Raw genomic sequence first — 18,716 nt, forward strand, 5'->3', positions numbered from 1 at the left:
AGCGTACAGGCAGGCGGGTTCAGAAGAGGACGCTCATGAACGCGCCCACCTCCTGGAAGCCCACCCTCGTGTACGTCCTTCTGGCCGCCGTGTTGAAGTCGTTGACGTAGAGGCTGACCACCGGGGCCACGTCCGCGAGGGCGTAGCGCAGGACCGCGGCCATCCCGGGGGCGGCCACTCCCCTGCCCCGGTACTCCGGGGCCACCCAGACCCCCTGGATCTGACAGGCCCGGTCCGTCGCGGCGCCGATCTCCGCCTTGAAGACGACCTTGCCGTGCTCGTCGAGACGGGCGAAGGAGCGGCCGGAACCGACCAGTTCGGCGACGCGGGCCTGATAGAGGAGACCACCGTCGCCGGCCAGCGGGGAGACACCGACCTCTTCCGTGAACATCGCCACACAGGCCGGCATGATCGTCTCCATCTCGTCCTTGCGGACGCGGCGGACGTACGGATCCGGGGCGATGTCGGCCGGCGTGCGGTCGGTGACCATGAGCGGCTGGTGGCCGCGGACGTCCCGGGCCGGACCCCAACTGGGCTCCAGCAGGCGCCAGAGCAGAGCGGTGGGTTCGGCCGGGCCGACGATGGAGGAGCAACGGCGGCCCGCCCTCCTCGCCCGGTCGGCGAAGGCACGGACGGCTCGCGGGGTCGCGCAGATCGGGACCAGGTTGGCGCCGGCGTAGCAGAGGGACGTGAGCATGCCGTCCTCGTACCAGCCCCACATCTCGCCGCCGAGCCGCCACGGGTCGAGGCCGGCGACCTGCACCCTCGACGTCACGAAGGCGTTCGCGACCGGATCACTGTCGAGGATGGCGAGCGCGGCGTCCAGGTCGCTCGGTTCGAGGACCCGGGAGGTCGTCTGGGTCAACACGGGCGGGGCCTCACACTGGGGTCTGCTGATCTCCGCACTGTACCTGTGGAACCCGAGCGGTGCCGACCCGCGTTTCGGTGCCGTTTGCCGTGAGGCGCCCGGTGGTTCGGTGACGGTTCCCGGGGGCCGCGCGCCCCCGGACGGGCTGAACCGGTCGACCGGTGTCAGCCCGCGACCGACACCGACGGCTCGCCCGAGGCGATGCCCTGCGCCTCCATCTGCTCGGCCAGCTTCATCGCCTCTTCGATCAGGGTCTCCACGATCTTGGACTCGGGGACGGTCTTGATGACCTCGCCCTTGACGAAGATCTGCCCCTTGCCGTTGCCGGAGGCGACGCCGAGGTCGGCCTCGCGGGCCTCGCCCGGGCCGTTCACCACGCAGCCCATGACGGCGACGCGCAGCGGGACCTCCATGCCGGTCAGGCCCGCCGTGACCTCCTCGGCCAGCTTGTAGACGTCCACCTGGGCGCGGCCGCACGAGGGGCAGGAGACGATCTCCAGGCCGCGCTGCTTGAGGTTCAGGGACTCCAGGATCTGGTTGCCGACCTTGACCTCCTCCACGGGAGGCGCGGAGAGGGAGACACGGATGGTGTCACCGATGCCCTGGGAGAGAAGCGCCCCGAAGGCCACCGCACTCTTGATCGTGCCCTGGAACGCCGGGCCCGCCTCCGTGACGCCGAGGTGGAGCGGGTAGTCGCACTGCGCGGCCAGCTGCTTGTACGCCTCGATCATGACGACCGGGTCGTTGTGCTTCACCGAGATCTTGATGTCCCGGAAGTCATGCTCCTCGAAGAGGGACGCCTCCCACAGGGCGGACTCGACGAGCGCCTCGGGCGTCGCCTTGCCGTACTTCTGGAGCAGACGGCGGTCGAGGGAGCCCGCGTTCACGCCGATGCGGATCGGGGTGCCGTGGTCGCGCGCGGCCTTCGCGATCTCCTTGACCTTGTCGTCGAACTGCTTGATGTTGCCGGGGTTCACCCGGACCGCCGCGCAGCCCGCCTCGATGGCGGCGAAGACGTACTTGGGCTGGAAGTGGATGTCCGCGATCACCGGCAGCTGCGACTTGCGGGCGATCGTCGCGAGGGCGTCCGCGTCGTCCTGGGTGGGACAGGCCACGCGCACGATCTGGCACCCGGAGGCGGTGAGCTCGGCGATCTGCTGGAGCGTCGCGCCGATGTCGGACGTACGCGTCGTCGTCATCGACTGGACCGAGACCGGGGCGTCACCGCCCACCGCGACCGTGCCGACCTGGATCTGCCGGCTCTTCCGGCGCTCGGCGAGCTTGGTCGGAACGGACGGCATGCCGAGAGAAATCGCAGTCATCTGCTGTGCAACCCCAAGTCGTGGATCAAGGTCCCGGTCCCGTCAGCGGCGGGCTCCAGGCTTCGAGATTACGGCACCGACCGGGGCACGAGCACATCCCGCCCGCCGAACCCACTCAATGGAAGGCGGCCCGGCATGGAACACACCGGGCCGCCTCGAACGCCGTATGGCTACGAGATGCGGACTGGGTTAACGACGTCCGCAATCAAAACGAGGACCGTGAAGCAAATGAAGATCCCCGCCACCACATAAGCCACCGGCATCAGCTTCGCCACGTCGAACGGGCCCGGGTCCGGGCGCTTGAGGACCTTGGCCAGGTTGCGGCGCAGGGACTCCCACAGGGCGCCGGCGATGTGGCCGCCGTCCAGGGGGAGCAGCGGGAGCATGTTGAAGAGGAACAGGGAGAGGTTGAAGCCCGCCACCAGCATCAACGCCATCGCCAGCTGCTGGGTCGGCGGGATGTCGAGGGTGAAGATCTCGCCGCCGACGCGGGCCGCGCCGACCACGCCCATCGGGGAGTCCGGCTCGCGCGGGGCGTCGCCGAAGGCCGCGTTCCACAGGGCCGGGATCTTGCCGGGGAGGGCGGCGAGGGAGTCGACGGCCTCGCCGACGCGGTCGCCCATCCAGACGACGGAGTCGCCGAAGTCCTGCTTGACGATGCCGGTGGCGGCGCTGAAGCCGAGGAAGCCTGCGGTGACGTACTCGCCCTGGACGTACTGGCCGCTGGAGTCCTTCTTGGCGACCTGGTTGCTGGCGATCTTCGCGGTGAGCGTGACGTCCTTGCCGTCGCGCTCGACGACGATCGGGACCGTCTTGTCGGGGTTGGCGCGGATGAGGTCGGAGAGCTTGTTCCAGTCGTCGGTCTGCACGCCGTCGAACGAGATGATCTTGTCGCCGGCCTTGAGGCCGGCGGCCGCGGCCGGGGAGGCCGGGTCGGAGGCCTTGCAGTTCTCGCGGTTCTGGCTCTGGGCGATCACGCACTTGGAGACCGAGCTGACCGTGTTGGTCTGCTGGGAGATCCCGAAGCCCATGAGGACGGTGAGGAACAGGGCGACGGCGAGGATCAGGTTCGCGAAGGGGCCCGCGAACATCACGATGACGCGTTTCCAGGGCTTACGGGTGTAGAAGAGGCGTTTCTCGTCGCCGGGCTGGAGTTCCTCGAAGGCGGCCGAGCGGGCGTCCTCGATCATGCCGCGCCAGGGGGAGGTGGAGCGTGCGCTGATACGGCCGTCGTCGCCGGGCGGGAACATGCCGATCATGCGGATGTAGCCGCCGAACGGGACAGCCTTGATGCCGTACTCCGTGTCGCCCTTCTTGCGGGAGAAGACGGTCGGGCCGAAGCCGACCATGTACTGCGGCACGCGGATGCCGAAGAGCTTGGCGAAGGTCAGGTGCCCCAGCTCGTGCCACGCGATCGACACCAGGAGGCCCAGGGCGAAGAGCCCTATGCCGAGGATGAACATCAGGGTCGTCATGCACGGGCCTCCGCCGTCTGTGCCGTCAGTTCCCGGGCCCGGGTCCGCGCCCAGGTCTCCGCTTCGAGGACGTCCGCGACGGTGAGCGAGGTTCCCCCGTGCGGGGTGCCGTGCTCGTCCACCACCCGGGTCACGGTCTCCATGATCCCGTTGAACGGCAGTGCGCCGGCCCGGAAGGCCTCGACGCACTCCTCGTTGGCGGCATTGAACACCGCCGGGGCCGTGCCCGCGAGCTGTCCCACGTGTCGCGCGAGGTTCACCGAGGGGAACGCTTCGTTGTCGAGCGGGAAGAAATCCCAGCTCGACGCCTTGCTCCAGTCGAAGGCGGGCGCCGCGTCGGGGACGCGTTCGGGCCAGCCGAGACCGATGGCGATCGGCCCGCGCATGTCGGGGGGCGTCGCCTGGGCGATCGTGGATCCGTCCGTGAACTCAACCATCGAGTGGACATACGACTGGGGATGCACGACCACCTCAATGCGGTCGAAGGGAATGTCGTAGAGGAGGTGTGCCTCGATGACTTCGAGACCCTTGTTGACGAGGGTCGCGGAGTTGATCGTGATGACGGGCCCCATGGCCCAGGTGGGGTGGGCGAGGGCGTCCTCGACGGTCACCTGGGCGAGGTCGGCCTTGGTGCGGCCGCGGAAGGGGGCCGCCGGACGCGGTGACGACCAGCTTGCGGACGTCGGCTCGTGTCCCGGCGGCCAGGGCCTGGAAGAGGGCCGCGTGCTCGGAGTCGACGGGGATGATCTGCCCGGGCTTGGCGAGGGCCTTGACCAGCGGGCCGCCCACGATGAGCGACTCCTTGTTGGCGAGCGCGAGGGTGCGGCCCGCCTCCAGGGCGGCGAGGGTGGGGGCGAGTCCGATGGAGCCGGTGATGCCGTTGAGCACGGTGTGCGCGTCGGAGGCGGCGAGCTGGGTGGCCGCGTCGGGGCCGGCGAGGATGTCGGGGAGCGGCTCGCCGGTGCCGTAGTGGCCGCTGAGCGCCTCGCGGAGCTGGGGTACGACGTCCTCGCGGGCGACGGCGACGGTCCGTGCCCTGAGCCGGTGTGCCTGCTCGGCGAGGAGTGCCACGCGCCCGCCGTTGGCGGAGAGGCCGGTCACCCGGAAGCGGTCGGGGTTGCGCAGCACGAGGTCGATGGCCTGGGTGCCGATCGAACCGGTGGAGCCGAGGATCACCACGTCCTTGGGGCCGTCGCCCGCGACCGGGTCGTAGACGAGGTGCGGGTCGGCGAGAGGGGCTGGACTGTCGCTCATCCCTCCATTGTGGCCTCAACGGCGGTGCAGGAGGACAGCGCGTCCCCCTCTCGGGGGGCGCGCTGTCGTGCGTGGTCAGCGGATGGGCCGGTGGACGTTCTCCTTCTCGGAGGGGCCGGGGGTCGCGTCCGCGATCCAGACGCCTTCGCCGGAGGGGTCGACGATGCCGTCCTCCAGCCAGGTGTAGGTGCCGGAGAGCACGCCCTTGACGACCTTGCGGTCCTGGTCGTCGGTGTTGTTCCAGAGGCGGCCGAAGAGTTCCTCGACGCGCAGGCGGGACTGGTGGCAGAAGGCGTCGGCGAGCTGGTAGGCCTCGCGGCCGTGGGCTTCGGTGGTGTAGAGGAGTTCGGCGCGTACGCAGGCCGCGCTCATCGCGAAGAGTTCGGCGCCGATGTCGACGATACGGCCGAGGAAGCCCTGCTTGGCCTCCATGCGGCCCTGCCAGCGGGACATGGCGTAGAAGGTGGAGCGGGCGAGTTTGCGGGCCGTGCGTTCGACGTAGCGCAGGTGCGTCGAGAGGTCGACCTCGCGTTTGAACTCGCTGTAGGAGTTCGGGAGTTGGCCGGGTCCGGCGACGAGTTTGGGGAGCCATTTGGCGTAGAAGACGCCTGCGTTCGCGCCCGCTTTCGCCTTGTCGGCGAGGGATTTGTCCGGGGCGATGAGGTCGCCTGCGACGGAGAGGTGGGCGTCGACGGCCTCGCGTGCGATCAGCAGGTGCATGATCTCGGTGGAGCCCTCGAAGATGCGGTTGATGCGCAGGTCGCGCAGGACCTGTTCGGCGGGGACGGCCTTCTCGCCGCGGGCCCTCAGGGAGTCGGCGGTCTCGAAGCCGCGGCCGCCGCGGATCTGGACGAGTTCGTCGGCGATGAGCCAGGCCATCTCGGAGGCGTAGAGCTTGGCGAGGGCGCCTTCGATGCGGATGTCGTTGCGGTTCTCGTCGGCCATCTGGGAGGACAGGTCGAGGACGGCCTCCAGGGCGAAGGTGGTCGCCGCGATGAAGGAGATCTTGGAGCCGACGGCTTCGTGGTGAGCGATGGGCTTGCCCCACTGTTCGCGGGCCGCGGACCATTCGCGGGCGATCTTCAGACACCACTTGCCTGCGGCGACGCAGGAGGCGGGGAGCGAGAGGCGGCCGGTGTTGAGGGTGGTGAGGGCGATCTTCAGGCCCTGGCCCTCCTTGCCGATGAGGTTCGCGGCCGGGACCCGGACCTGGTGGAAGCGGGTGACGCCGTTCTCGATGCCGCGCAGGCCCATGAAGGCGTTGCGGTTCTCGACGGTGATGCCGGGTGAGTCGGTCTCGACGACGAAGGCGGTGATGCCGCCCTTGTGACCCTCGGACTTCGGGACGCGGGCCATGACGACGAGGAGGTCGGCGACCACGCCGTTGGTGGTCCAGAGTTTCACTCCGTCGAGGACGTAGTCGTCCCCGTCGGGTACGGCTGTCGTGGCGAGGCGTGCCGGGTCGGAGCCGACGTCCGGTTCGGTGAGGAGGAAGGCGCTGATGTCGGTGCGGGCGCACCGGGGCAGGAACTTCTCCTTCTGTTCCTGGGTGCCGAAGAGCTTCAGCGGCTGGGGTACGCCGATCGACTGATGGGCGGAGAGCAGCACGCCGATCGCGGGGCTCGCGGAGCCCGCGAGGGCCAGCGCCTTGTTGTAGTACACCTGGGTGAGGCCGAGGCCGCCGTACTTGGTGTCGATCTTCATGCCGAAGGCGCCGAGCTCCTTGAGGCCGGCCACGACGTCGTCGGGGATGCGGGCCTCGCGTTCGATGAGGGCGCCGTCCACCTTGGTCTCGCAGAAGTCGCGGAGTGCGGCGAGGAATTCCTCGCCGCGCCGGGCGTCCTCCTCCGGGGGCATGGGGTGGGGGTGGATGAGGTCGAGCCGGAACCGGCCGAGGAACAGTTCCTTGGCGAAGCTGGGCTTGCGCCAGTCCTGCTCCCGGGCGGCCTCCGCCACCTCGCGGGCCTCGCGCTCGGTGACGACGGGCTTGGTGGACGGTGCGGACATCAGGCTCACCTCGTCGTGAATGGGGATCTTGGGGGTCGTATGGTTACCGACGGGTGCTACCCGATCGTATGTACCTGATCCGGGGCGAGCCCACCACCCCTCGCGCGGCCGTTCGGCCCATGTCGACGGAATACGATCCGGTGCCGGGTCACCGGGGCGGCCGGGACCGCGTCGGTGCCGAGCTCACGCATGTCACTTCTCGGGGGTCTCCGGTCCGAGGGAGGCTCCCGCCGGGACGGGCCTGCGGCCGGTGCCAGGGGCACGGAAACGCAGGCGCGGCCGTTTCAGGGTCCGGTTGGCGGGGTGAGTGCGACGGGGACGGCCGTCGGCGGGCGTGGCTTCTGGTGCGCGCTGCCGAGGCGGCACGGCTGGTCCCTGGCCCCGGTGTGTGTTCGGGCGGTGCCGGCCGGCCGAGGTCCCAGCCCTCGTCCCGTCGAGCTCCGCCCCACTCGGTACCGACCTGTTCTGCGGCCGGACTCCCGCGTCCCGTTCCATGGCCCCGGTGGGCCCGTCGTGGTAGGCAGGAAGCCGCGCCCCGCCAGGGCGGTGAACGACCAGGCCGGAGTGGGTTCATCCGCATGGGTTCCGTCCCTGCGGGTCAAGCACCCAAGAGTCTTTGTCGAAGCGCTTCGACAACCTATGGACACCCACTCCCGGGGGAGCTACTGTCGAACCACCCCCACCCGCACCTGTTCACACTGCGCACTGTCGAAGCGCTTCACAAAGCTTGGAGAGCTGGATGGTCACCCTCGCCGAGGTCGCCCAGCACGCCGGAGTCTCGGCGAGCACGGTGAGCTATGTCCTCAGTGGCAAGCGGTCCATCTCGACGAGCACCCGGCAGCGGGTCGAGGAGAGCATCCGCGAACTCGGCTACCACCCGAACGCGGGCGCCCGCGCCCTCGCCAGCAGCAGGTCGAACATCATCGCGCTGATGATCCCGCTCCGCACCGACATGTACGTGCCGGTGATGATGGAGATCGCCATCGCGGTGGCCACCACCGCGCGGACACACGGGTACGACGTCCTGCTGCTCACCGGCGAGGAGGGCCCCGACGCCGTACGTCGCGTCACCGGCAGCGGGCTCGCCGACGCGATGATCCTGATGGACGTCGAACTCGACGACGAGCGGCTGCCGTTGCTGCGCGGCACCGACCAACCCTCCGTGCTCATCGGCCTGCCCGCCGACACCTCCGGACTCACCTGCGTCGACCTCGACTTCCGGGCCACCGGCGCGCTGTGCGTCGAGCATCTCGCGAAGCTCGGTCATCGCGACATCGCTGTCATCGGCGAGGCCCCCGCGGTCTACGAACGGCACACCGGTTTCGCCGAGCGCACTCTGGACGGACTCCGTTCGCGTGCCCAGGAGTTGGGGGTACGGCTGCTGCACCGGCCGTGCGAGGGCGGGTACGACGCGATGGCCGTGACCCTCGCCCGCATCCTCGACGAGCGCCCGTCCACCACGGGCTTCGTCGTGCAGAACGAACAGGCCGTAGAGCCGCTGCTCGCGCTGCTGCGCCAGCAGGGCCGGGCCATCCCCGAGGACGTCTCAGTGGTGGCGATCTGCCCCGAGCAGGTCGCCGTGCAGGCCTCGGTGCGGCTGACGTCGGTGGCCATCCCCGCCCAGGAGATGGGCCGGCACGCCCTGGAGCGTCTCGTCGCCAAGCTGGAGGGCCGCGGTGAGGACGAAGTGGTCCTGATCGAGCCCGAGTTGACGGTCCGGGCGAGCACGGGCCCGGCGCCTTCGGCGTCCTGACACCTCACCCACCGGATCCCACCCACCTCACACCACGCGTTCCGTGCCTGTGCGGCACGCCCCTGTCTGCATTCCTTCAGGAGCACCCCTCGTGAATCAGCCTGCCGAAATCCAGCCCAAGGTCAGTCTCGCGCAGTCGTCCCCCACCGTCGGCACGTTCCGGGAGCGGGACGGCGCGCTGGAGTGGAGCGGGCGTCAGGAGACCGTGCGTGTCGAGCCGTGGGGACCGGACGCGGTGCGGGTGCGTGCCCGGCTCGGCGGGCCGATCCTGGAGGGGCTTCCGGGTGCCCTGCTCGACGAGGCTCCGGTCACCGAAAGCACGATCAAGATCGTTGACGGGGAAGGGCAGTTGACGGTGGGCGCGCTGACCGTCCACGTCGACGCCGAGGGGCAGCTCCGGTTCCTGCGCACCCAGGACTCCGCCGAGCTCCTCGCGGAGGCCCGCGCCCACTTCTGGTGGCCCGGCTCGCGTCTGTACACCGCGGTCGGTAACGGCCACCACCGCCTTGAGCAGCGCTTCGCCGCCTACGACGACGAGAAGCTGTACGGTCTCGGCCAGCATCAGCACGGCAAGCTGGACCAGAAGGGCCTGGTCCTCGACCTGATCCAGCGCAACGCCGAGGTCGGCATCCCGGTTCTCGCCTCCAGCCGCGGCTACACCCTGCTGTGGAACAACCCGGCGATCGGCCGGGTGGAGCTGGCCCGCAACGGCACGCGCTGGGTGGCCGACTCGGCCCGCCAGATCGACTACTGGATCACCGCGGGCACCCCGGCCGACGGCCAGCGCCGCTACAGCGCGGTGACCGGCCGCACGCCGATGCTGCCGGAGTGGGCGGCGGGCTTCTGGCAGTGCAAGCTGCGCTACCGCACCCAGGACGAACTCCTCTCCGTGGCACGGGAGTACAAGCGGCGCGGGCTGCCGATCTCGGCGATCGTCTGCGACTTCTTCCACTGGACGCATCTCGGCGAGTGGAAGTTCGACCCGGCCGAATGGCCCGACCCGGCGGCCATGGTCCGTGAACTGGAGGAGCTGGGCATCAAGTTGGTGGTGAGCGTCTGGCCGTCGGTGTCGCCGCTCAGCGAGAACCACTCCCTGATGGAGCAGCGCGGTTGGTTCATCGGCACGCAGTACGGCCCGATGGCGCACGCCGACTGGCCGGACAAGGGGGTCGCCTCGACCGTCCAGGTCGCCTTCTACGACGCCACGAACCCCGAGGCCCGGGAGTTCATGTGGTCGAAGGTCCGCGACAACTACCTCGCCCCGTACGGCATCACGGCCTTCTGGCTGGACGCCTGCGAGCCGGAGCTCAAGCCGGGCTTCCAGGAGAACCTGCGCTACTGGGCGGGTCCCGGTCTGGAGGTCGGCAACATGTACCCGGCCGAGAACTCCCGCACCTTCCACGAGGGCCTGAGCGCCGCCGGCGAGGAGGTCATCACCCTCAACCGCTCGGCCTGGGCGGGCAGTCAGCGTTACGGTGCCGCCCTGTGGTCCGGTGACATCGGCACCGACTTCCCGACCCTGCGCGACCAGATCGCGGCCGGCCTCAACACCGCGATGTCCGGCATCCCCTGGTGGAACACCGACATCGGCGGCTTCCACGGCGGCGACCCGGACGATCCGGCGTACCGCGAGGTCATGGTCCGCTGGTTCCAGTTCGGGGCGCTGTCCCCGCTGATGCGGCTGCACGGCTTCCGCGACCCAGGCATGCCGCTGGGCCCGGACATGACGGGCGGGCCGAACGAGGTGTGGTCGTACGGCGAGGAGGCCGGCGCGATCATGGAGAAGTACCTGCGGCTGCGCGAGCGGCTGAAGCCGTACGTCCTGAAGGTCATGCGCGAGGCCCATGAGGAGGGCCTGACGCCGATGCGCCCGCTGTTCCTGGAGTTCCCGGACGACCAGACGGCGTGGACGGTCGACGACGCGTACCTCTTCGGCGCGGACCTCCTGGTCGCCCCGGTCCTCACGGCCGGCGCGACGGCCCGGACGGCCTATCTCCCGGCGGGCGCGACCTGGACGGACGCATGGACCGGCCGGACGTACGAGGGCGGTACGACGGTGACCGTGGACGCCCCGCTGGACCGTATCCCGCTGTTCCTGCGGGACGGGGCCAGGCTTCCGGTGGCGGAGTGACGACAGCCGGAGCGGCCGGTCCCACGGGGGTGGGCCGGCCGCTTCGTCGTGTCGGGGTCAGCTTCCGCAGACGGAGCGCAGGGCGCGGACCAGGGCCCGGGTGTGCAGGGCGTCGAGGTGGTCCTCGTGGTGGACCTGGAGGGCGGCCAGCGCGAGTTCGGGGCGGCAGGTGAACGCGCCGCGGTCGTGGGCGGTGGTGGCGAGGGCCTCGACGAGGGCGCTGGTCACCCGGTTGATCTCCTGCCGTACGACGCTCAGGTCGGGCTTGGTCGTCGGCGCCTGGTCGGGGTGGTCGGTCCAGCGCTCGAACAGTCCGCGCTGGACGATCTTGTTGGCCTCGATCTGGTCGCGGAAGATCACCCGGATCTCGTCCGGGTCGGCGCCGAGCTCCTTGGCCTGGGCCGCCACGTTGTCGAGAACCTGCTGTTCGCGGGCGGGGTCGTCGATGGGGCTGTCGGTGCCCCACTTGGCGGCGGCGACCAGGTCGGCCGTGGCCAGGCGTTCGGCGGCGAGTTCGACGACGGGATGCAGGGCGGTCAGGGAGGGGGCGGTGGCGTGGGGTGCCGCGGCCGTCCCGGAGACGGGAACCGCGACCGCGGAACCCGTCGCGGTGAGGACGACGGCCGCGGTCGCGGTCACGGTGATCAGGGCGCGTCGGAGGGGGGTGGTGGTACGCATGTCCCCATCAAACCCGACGCACCCCCATGATCAGGTCAACTGCTGCTCACGGTCAGGTTGTTGGTGGTGAAGTTCAGACCGCCGGACGAGCTGGTGACCTCGAAGCCGAACTGCACGTCACCGATGGTCTCGTTGCCGAACCAGCCCTTGGTGTCCTTGATCCACTTCAGGATCGGGAGGACGTTGACCGTGCCCGAGGTCGAGTTCGAGGTGCGCACGAAGGAGAACACCTGGTTCGACCCGTTGGTGCCCTTGTACACGGTCCAGGTGTGGCCGCCGAGCGTCACGTTGCCCTGCGAGCTGCCGAGCGGGCCGACGGCTCCGGTCTTGTTGACCCAGAGCATGATCTCGTACCTGTAGTTGGTGTCCCAGATGTCGTACGACGTGTTGTACGCGCCCGACGAGGGGACCGAGACGTTGTAGTTGCTGGAGAGCGAACCCAGCGAGGTGATCGACTTGTTGACCACCTTCTTGGAGTTCGGGTAGGACTTGATGCCGCCGGTGTTGGGGTGGTCGGCCCAGACGCCCCAGTTGGTGCCGGAGTTGGCCCAGATGCACTGGCTGCCGGCGCCGGAGCCCCAGATGTTGTTGTAGAGGGTGTAGCCGTTCAGGCTCGTGCTGCCCCACTGGTCGCAGGAGTTCCAGACGGCGGCCGAGGCGGGGGCTGAGGCGAGTCCGACGGTGGCGCCGATGGCCATCGCCGGGGCCAGTACGGCCATGGTGATCTTGCGCAGGGTGCTTGCCATGGTGTCCCTTCCATGGGTGGGGGGAAATGCGGGGGTGGTTACCACGCCTCCAGACGGATGACGTGGTCTTCTCCGGCGACGAGTTCGAGGGGCTCGGCGCCTGAGGAAGTCCTCAGTTCGACGCGGTGGGTGCGGGTGGGGCGCAGCACCGCGGTCGCTTCGGTGGGGCTCCAGGTGAGGTCGAGTTCGGCCCCGAACCTGGTGCGGATGCCCCGTAGTTCACCTCGGGGGCAGATGGTGGGAACCGCCGGGAGCAGCACCAGCCGGTCCGGTGTCGACTGGACGAGCATCTCGACGAGGACGGCGGGCAGGGTGTGGGCGGCGTCCGCGTTGTAGACGTTCCGGTTCGGGTAGTGCGCGCTCATCAGCGAGGTGTGGAAGAAGTCGCCCCCCAGGACCTGGCCGAGCGCGTGCGCGACCCGTTCGCCGTCGCGCAGCCGGGCCGCGACGAGGGCGTGGTGCAGGTGACCGTGGGCCGAGTCGTTCTCGGAGCCGCGGAGTTCGAGGGCGCGGTGCGCGGCCCTGGCGAGGTCGGGGGTGTCGTAGGGGGTGATCTCGTCGAGGGGCCAGACGCCGTAGAGGTGACTGAGGTGGCGGTGGTCGTAGCTGTCGTCGAGGCCGGGCCAGGCCCATTCGGCGAGGGCTCCGTCGGCGTTGATCCGGTGCGGCGGGAGCCGGTCGGCGAGGGCGCGCCAGGCTTCCGCCTTCTCGGGGTGGTAGGCGGCGGCCGTGAGCAGGGCGTGCCGGGCGGCCGAGAGGTCCATGGCCGCGTTGATCGCGCCCCAACTGGCGTTCGCGGGGCGGTTCTCGGGCGAGTAGGAGGGGACGACGACGAGATGGCCGTCGGTGTCGGTGCGGGTGAGGAAGTCCTCGTAGAACAGGGCGACTTCGGCGAGGGCGCGGGCGGTGCGCGGGTCCTGTTCGCCGCGGGTCTCGTCGTGGTCGACGAGGGGCTTGAGCAGCCAGTCGGCACCGGCCGTCCACAGGTGCAGCGGGTACTCGCGCTCGAAGTGGTACGTCAGCCCGGACTCGCCGTCGGAGTGCGGCGGGGCCACGGCACCGCGCGCGCCGAAGATCTCGCGGGCGTTGTCCTGCCAGTCGGGCAGTTGGCGGTCGACCAGGGATGCGAGGGACGCGGTGACTTCGGGAAGGGCGGCACACGCGGCCGACGCGGTCTGGAGGTTGACGTTGGCGTCGTTGGTGAACGCTCCCGACCAGGCCGTGTCCCAGTCGCCGGTCCACAGGCCGGTGAGGCGGGGCGGGAAGAGGCCACTGGCGGAGAGCAGGTGGTAGCGGCCGGCGGCGAAGAGGCGTTCCAGGAGGGCGGGGCTGTCGGGCCGCTCCAGCAACTCCGCGCCAGCAAGGGCGCGTTCGGCGGGGTCGGCGCCGAGGTCGAGGGTGACGCGCTCGTAGGCGGCGCGGTGGAGGGAGGTGTGCCTGTCGAGGAGTCGGGCGTACGCGTCGGACTCGGACTCGGCCTCGGTCTCGGTCTCGGTCTCGGGGACCAGATCGCGCAGGGCCTCGGCGTGCGGTGCCGTGTCCAGTTCGCCGGTGTGGCGTACGACGCGGGTCAGCAGCAGGACCGAGTCGGCGCCGGTGACACGGGCGCCGGGCGGGACGAGCGCGGTGCGGCCGCCCGTGGGGACGACCAGAGTGATGCCGGTGTAGCGGCGGTCGCTGTCGGGGTAGCGGACGCGGAGGGTGAGCAGGGCCCCGTCGGCGGCGCGGACGATGCTCTGGCCGACCATCAGGCCGTGGGGGGCGCCGGGGAGCCGGTGGTCCAGCGAGACGACCAGGTCCGCCGCCTGGACGTGCTGGACGATGACGTCGTCCGCGCGGGAGACGAAGACCTGGCCGCGCCACTCCTCGCACTCGGTGTGCAGGACGCCGGTGGTGAAGTCGACGGACCGGCGGTACCCGGAAGCCGCCGCGCGCGGGCGGCGCAACCGGATCTGGAAGGCGGGGTGGAAGGGCTGCACCCACTGGAGCGGCCGGCCGTCCGTGAAGCGCTCGGCGGCATCGAGCTCACCGGCGAGCAACCGGTCCTGGAGTGCCGGGAGTTCGGCGGCCAGGCGAGGCGGGCGGGCGTGTTCGGAGCCGTTGGGACGGACGAGGGTGTGATGGGTGACGACGACCCGCTCGTCGTTCGGCTCACCGAACACGAGGGCGCCGTGGTGGCCGTTGCCGCTGAGGAAGCCGTCCTCCCAGCGCGTGGCCGGCCGGGGTTCCCAGGTTCCGTGGATCACGTTCATGAGCGCAACACCACCACGTCGCGGCGCCCGAGCACGACTTCGTCCCGGAAGGTGGTCCCGGTGAGCAGATCGCGGTGCGTGCCCGGTACCGGGACGGTGACCGCGTCCCGGCCATGGTTGAGGACGAAGAGCAGGTCACCCCGGCGTACCGCCTCGACGAGGTCGGGCAGGCCGTCGAGCACCGGGCGCGCCCCCGCGTCGTACGCGATACGGCCGAGGAGGTCGCGCAGGGCGCCCGGTTCGGGGAGCGTCGAGAGGTACCAGGAGCGGCCCCGGCGGAGGACGGCCGGGAGTCCGTCCAGCTCACCGCCCTTGTAGACGGACTCCGTCGTGGAGTCGTCGGTCTTCTCGATCTCCTCCGACCACAGCGTGCCCCGGAATCCGTCGCAGTCGGCCGTCTCCCCCTCCTCCAGCGGCCACCACTCGTGCAGGGTGCGGATGCCGAACAGGCCGCGGAGCCGGGCGTCCATGCCGCCGTCCCGGACCCGGTCGTCCTGGTCGGCGACGCCGGTGAGGAAGCCGGAGACGAGGGTGCCGCCCTGGCGGACGTAGGCGAGGAGGTTGTCGACGGCCGCGTCGGTGAGGGCGTAGAGCTGGGGGACGACGACCAGTTTGTAGGCGGTGAGGTCGTGGTCGGGGTGGGCGAAGTCGGCGGTGAGGTGGGCCTCCCAGAGAGCGCGGTGCCAGGTCTTGAGCACGTCGGCGTGATCGACCCGGGTGGAGGGGCGACCGTCCTGGGCGCCGGCCCACCAGGCGTGCCAGTCATGGAGGACGGCGATGTCGCTGCGGGAGTGACTGCCGGTCACCTCGCCCGATATCCGGGCCAGTTCGGCACCGATCCGCTTGACCTCCTGGTACGTCCGCCCCTCCTCCCCCGCGTGGCTGACCATCCCTGAGTGGAACTTCTCCGCGCCCTGCCGGGACTGGCGCCACTGGAAGAAGCACACGGCGTCGGCCCCGCGGGCGACCGCCTGGAGTGACCAGAGGCGGTTGAGGCCACGGGGCTTGGGGTGGTTCACACCCCGCCAGTTGACCGGCCCCGCGGCCTGCTCCATGAGCATCCAGGGGCCGCGGGCCTGCGAGCGGGTCATGTCCTGGACGAGGGCGCCCTGTTGGGCCCCCAGGGGATCGCGCGGGTCGGGGTAGAGGTCGACGGAGACGACGTCCTCCTCCTCGGCCCAGCGCCAGGCGTCCTGACCGACCCACAACGGCATGAAGTTGCTGGTCACGGGGATGTGCGGGGTGGCCCGGCGCACGATGTCCCGCTCGGCGACGTAGCACTCCAGGAGCATGTCGGAGGTGAACCGCTTGAAGTCCAGCACCTGGGTGGGGTTCTTCATGTAGTGGGCCTGGCGGGGTGTGTGGATCTCCGCCCAGTCGCCGTAGCCCTGGCTCCAGAAGGCGGTGCCCCAGGCGGAGTTGAGGGCGTCGAGGGAGCCGTGGCGTCGCTGGAGCCAGACCCTGAACCGGGCGGCGGCCTCGTCGCTCCAGTCGTAGGTGCAGTACTCGTTGTTGATGTGCCACAGGGTGAGGGCCGGGTGGCCGCCGTAGCGGGCGGCGAGGTCCTCGGTGATGGCGGCGGCGTAGCGGCGGTAGGTGGCGCTGGAGTGCGAGAAGTGCTGGCGCCCGCCCCAGTACTCGGTGCGGCCGTCCTCGGTGACGGGCAGGGTGTCGGGGTGCAGGTGGCCCATCCACGGCGGCGGCGAGGAGGTCGGGGTGGCGAGGACGACTCCGATGCCGTTGTCGTGCAGGAGGTCCATCAGCCGGTCCAGCCAGCCGAAGTCCCGCTCGCCCGGCCGGGGTTCGAGCTTCGCCCAGGAGAAGACACCGAGGGTGACGGAGTTGACGCCGGCGGCCTTCATCAGCCGGACGTCCTCGTGCCAGGTCTCCTCGGGCCACTGCTCGGGGTTGTAGTCGCCGCCGTAGAGGATGCGGCCGCGGGTCGCGTCCTGGAGTCCCGGTGTCATGCCGGCTCCCCGTACTGGATGCCCCGGCCGTTGGTGGCGATGTAGACGCGGCCGTACACCCGCGGGTCGGCGGCGATGGTCGCGCCGATCCAGCCCCACTGGTGCCGGTCGTCGTTGACCCGCACCCAGGTCTTCGCGCCGTCGTCGGAGCGGTACACCCCGGTGATCGTCTCCGTGGCGCCGACCATGTAGATCGCCGGGTGGGCGGAACCGGGGGCGGCCTTGCCGAAGGCGAGGGTGTGCGAGGCCCAGCAGCTGGTGAGCTCGGCGAAGGTCGCTCCGCCGTCGGTGGACCGGTACAGGCCGTTCGTCTTGGTGCTCAGCCACAGGTCGCCGGAGTGCCCCGGAGCCGCGGCCAGCTGGAACTGGCTGTCGCCGGAGGGCAGCCCGCTCGCCCGCCCGCTGAAGGTACGGCCGCCGTCCGTGCTGGCGAACAGGGTGCCGGTGTCGGTGTCGTACGCGTAGAAGCGCGTCGGGTCGGCCGGGTCGGCGAGCGGGGTGGCGCCCTTGGGGTAGCCGGCGACCTCGGCCCAGGTCGCCCCGTTGTCCGTGGAGCGCTGGGCGGGGTACTTGGTGCCGTCCCAGTGCACGAAGGTCCACAGCAGCACACTGCCGTCGCTGTTGGTGGCGATCGGCCCCGGTGCGTCCTTGGCGAGGGCGGGCTGGGCCGCGAAGGGCGCCCAGGACTTGCCGCCGTCGTGGGAGAAGGCGCCGTTTCCGTGGTCGCCGAAGCCCGTGCGGACCACGTACGACGGTCTGTCCGCGGCCTGGGCCAGTCCCGTCGCCGACCCGAACACGGGGTTCGAGGCCATGCCGCGCGAAGGCGAGGCGGTCAGCCGCTCGTGGTACATCACGCCGACGTCCCCGAGACCGCTGAGCAGGTGCGCCTGCCCGGTCGGCGGCGAGATCAGCAGGCGTACGGCGGTCTCCTCCAGGCCGCGGATCTGCGGGGCCCAGTGCTTGAGGTCCCGGGTGCCGTACAGGGTGGCGCCGGTGCCGTACACGACGTGCTTCGAGTCGTACGGGTCGACGGCGAGGGCCTGGATCCACCAGCCGAACTTGGGCTCGTCGGCGCCGAAGGTGAGGAAGGGGGTCTCGGACACATCGAGGACCGCGGAGTCCTTCAGGGACGTCCAGGTGCGGCCGCCGTTCGTGGTCCGGTACAGGGTGTCGACGGCCGCCCAGCGGTTGTTGGTGGAGACGACGACCGTGCCGGGGCGGCGGGCGTCCACGGCGACACCGCCGTAGCCGAAGGTGTCGGCGGAGCCGTCGCCCGTCGTCCCACCCGGCTTCACCGGCGTGACGTCCGTCCACGTGCCGCTCGTCGTGGCGAGCTTGTGCACACTGCCGTCGGACTGCCCGTTGGGCCCGGGCGCGTTGGCGTAGGTGACGTACAGCTCGCGGGTGTGGCAGTCGTACGCGGCCCGGATCGGCACCTTGGCGGAGGTCCCGGAGGGCTGTGCGGGGACGGCTTCCCAGGTGGTGCCGTCGGAGGTGCGGTACAGGTTGGCCGTAGTGCCGTCGGAGTCGCCCCAGCCGGCGTACAGGGTGCGTCCCGCGGCGGCGAGGAGAGTGACGCCCTGGCCGCTGCTGGTGGGAGCCCCGGGGAAGCCGGTCGCGGCAGCCCACGTGGCACCCCGGTCGGTGGACTTGAGCAGACCGTCGTGCCGGGTTCCGAGCCACAGTGTGTCGCTGTCCCGGGGGTCGACGAGCAGCCGCTCCCCGGTCCCCCGCCCGTCCTCGTTCCCCCCGAGCTTCACGGAGAGGTCGGTCCTGGCCCAGGTGGCACCGCGGTTCTCGGACCGCAGCACGGCCCCGTTGCCGGCCCAGGACTGGGCGTAGGTGCCGAGCGCGAGGTAGACCCGGTCGGGGTGGGCGGGGTCGACGGCCATGGCCTCGACACCGAGGAGGTTCCAGTCGTCCCAGCCGAGGTCGTCGTTGAGCGGTGTCCAGCGGGCGCTCCGGTCGTCCCACCGGTAGGCGCCGCCGATGTCGGTACGGGCGTAGGCGAGCCCCCGAACGGAGGGGTGGAAGAGGACTCCGGTGACGAACCCGGTGCCGCCGATGGCGACCTGCCGCCAGCGGTATGAAGGAGGGGTGGGGGTGGCGGCCGCGGCGGCCCCCGGGAAGGACGGAACGGCGGTGATCGCGGCAGCGGCCGCGGTCCCGGCGAGAACAGCTCGACGACTAGGCCCGGACGCGCGCATGACACATACCTCGCTGATCGAGAAAGGGGGGAGACATCTACCCAGGGGCGCGGGGA

Annotated in this window: 11 protein-coding genes and 1 pseudogene; 2 read left to right on the top strand and 10 right to left on the bottom strand. The window is 70.6% G+C overall.

The window, feature by feature from the left end; genetic code table 11:
- Positions 1-19: 19 nt before the first annotated feature.
- From RKD20_RS12510 to RKD20_RS12530, 5 genes and pseudogenes are all read right to left on the bottom strand, one after another.
- On the bottom strand, positions 20-868 hold the full coding sequence (locus RKD20_RS12510) for a GNAT family N-acetyltransferase (RefSeq protein WP_424877805.1): 849 nt from the start codon (positions 866-868) through the stop codon (positions 20-22).
- A gap of 164 nt (positions 869-1,032) precedes the next feature.
- Positions 1,033-2,190 carry a flavodoxin-dependent (E)-4-hydroxy-3-methylbut-2-enyl-diphosphate synthase gene (ispG, locus tag RKD20_RS12515; RefSeq protein ID WP_028808497.1) on the bottom strand — a complete coding sequence of 386 codons (1,158 nt, stop codon included), beginning with the start codon at positions 2,188-2,190 and terminating at the stop codon, positions 1,033-1,035.
- 170 nt (positions 2,191-2,360) lie between these two features.
- Positions 2,361-3,653: a M50 family metallopeptidase gene (locus RKD20_RS12520; RefSeq protein ID WP_424883205.1), complete on the bottom strand. Its 1,293-nt coding sequence runs from the start codon at positions 3,651-3,653 to the stop codon at positions 2,361-2,363.
- Positions 3,654-3,661: 8 nt separating this feature from the next.
- Positions 3,662-4,919: pseudogene (gene dxr, locus RKD20_RS12525) on the bottom strand (1-deoxy-D-xylulose-5-phosphate reductoisomerase).
- A gap of 75 nt (positions 4,920-4,994) precedes the next feature.
- Complete coding sequence (locus RKD20_RS12530; RefSeq protein WP_424877806.1) at positions 4,995-6,926, bottom strand: acyl-CoA dehydrogenase family protein; 1,932 nt, start codon at positions 6,924-6,926, stop codon at positions 4,995-4,997.
- A gap of 739 nt (positions 6,927-7,665) precedes the next feature.
- Here RKD20_RS12530 and RKD20_RS12535 point away from each other — a divergent pair.
- Positions 7,666-8,679, top strand: coding sequence for a LacI family DNA-binding transcriptional regulator (locus RKD20_RS12535; protein ID WP_424877807.1), 1,014 nt, complete (start codon positions 7,666-7,668; stop codon positions 8,677-8,679).
- Between the two features lie 91 nt (positions 8,680-8,770).
- The gene (locus tag RKD20_RS12540) at positions 8,771-10,810 is read left to right on the top strand and encodes a TIM-barrel domain-containing protein (RefSeq protein WP_424877808.1); all 2,040 of its coding nucleotides are present in this window, start codon (positions 8,771-8,773) and stop codon (positions 10,808-10,810) included.
- 57 nt (positions 10,811-10,867) lie between these two features.
- On the opposite strand, the gene RKD20_RS12545 is transcribed toward RKD20_RS12540, so the two are convergent.
- Genes RKD20_RS12545 through RKD20_RS12565 form a run of 5 tightly spaced genes read right to left on the bottom strand, consistent with a single transcriptional unit; the run spans position 10,868 to position 18,660 of the window.
- On the bottom strand, positions 10,868-11,488 hold the full coding sequence (locus tag RKD20_RS12545) for a chorismate mutase (protein ID WP_424877809.1): 621 nt from the start codon (positions 11,486-11,488) through the stop codon (positions 10,868-10,870).
- A 35-nt stretch (positions 11,489-11,523) separates the two neighbouring features.
- The gene (locus tag RKD20_RS12550) at positions 11,524-12,234 is read right to left on the bottom strand and encodes a glycoside hydrolase family 12 protein (RefSeq protein WP_424877810.1); all 711 of its coding nucleotides are present in this window, start codon (positions 12,232-12,234) and stop codon (positions 11,524-11,526) included.
- Positions 12,235-12,272: 38 nt separating this feature from the next.
- Positions 12,273-14,486 carry a glycosyl hydrolase family 95 catalytic domain-containing protein gene (locus tag RKD20_RS12555; protein WP_424877811.1) on the bottom strand — a complete coding sequence of 738 codons (2,214 nt, stop codon included), beginning with the start codon at positions 14,484-14,486 and terminating at the stop codon, positions 12,273-12,275.
- Entirely contained in the window at positions 14,483-16,453 is a 1,971-nt protein-coding gene (locus tag RKD20_RS12560) for a beta-galactosidase (protein WP_424877812.1), read from the bottom strand. The genes RKD20_RS12555 and RKD20_RS12560 overlap by 4 nt, the downstream gene beginning before the upstream one ends.
- A complete protein-coding gene (locus tag RKD20_RS12565; RefSeq protein ID WP_424877813.1) occupies positions 16,450-18,660 on the bottom strand; it encodes a 1,4-beta-glucanase in 2,211 nt (736 codons plus the stop codon). Before RKD20_RS12565 ends, RKD20_RS12560 begins: the two co-directional genes overlap by 4 nt.
- Positions 18,661-18,716: the final 56 nt, after the last annotated feature.

Source organism: Streptomyces sp. SLBN-8D4 (assembly GCF_049739545.1).
GTDB classification, from domain to species: domain Bacteria; phylum Actinomycetota; class Actinomycetes; order Streptomycetales; family Streptomycetaceae; genus Streptomyces; species Streptomyces canus_C.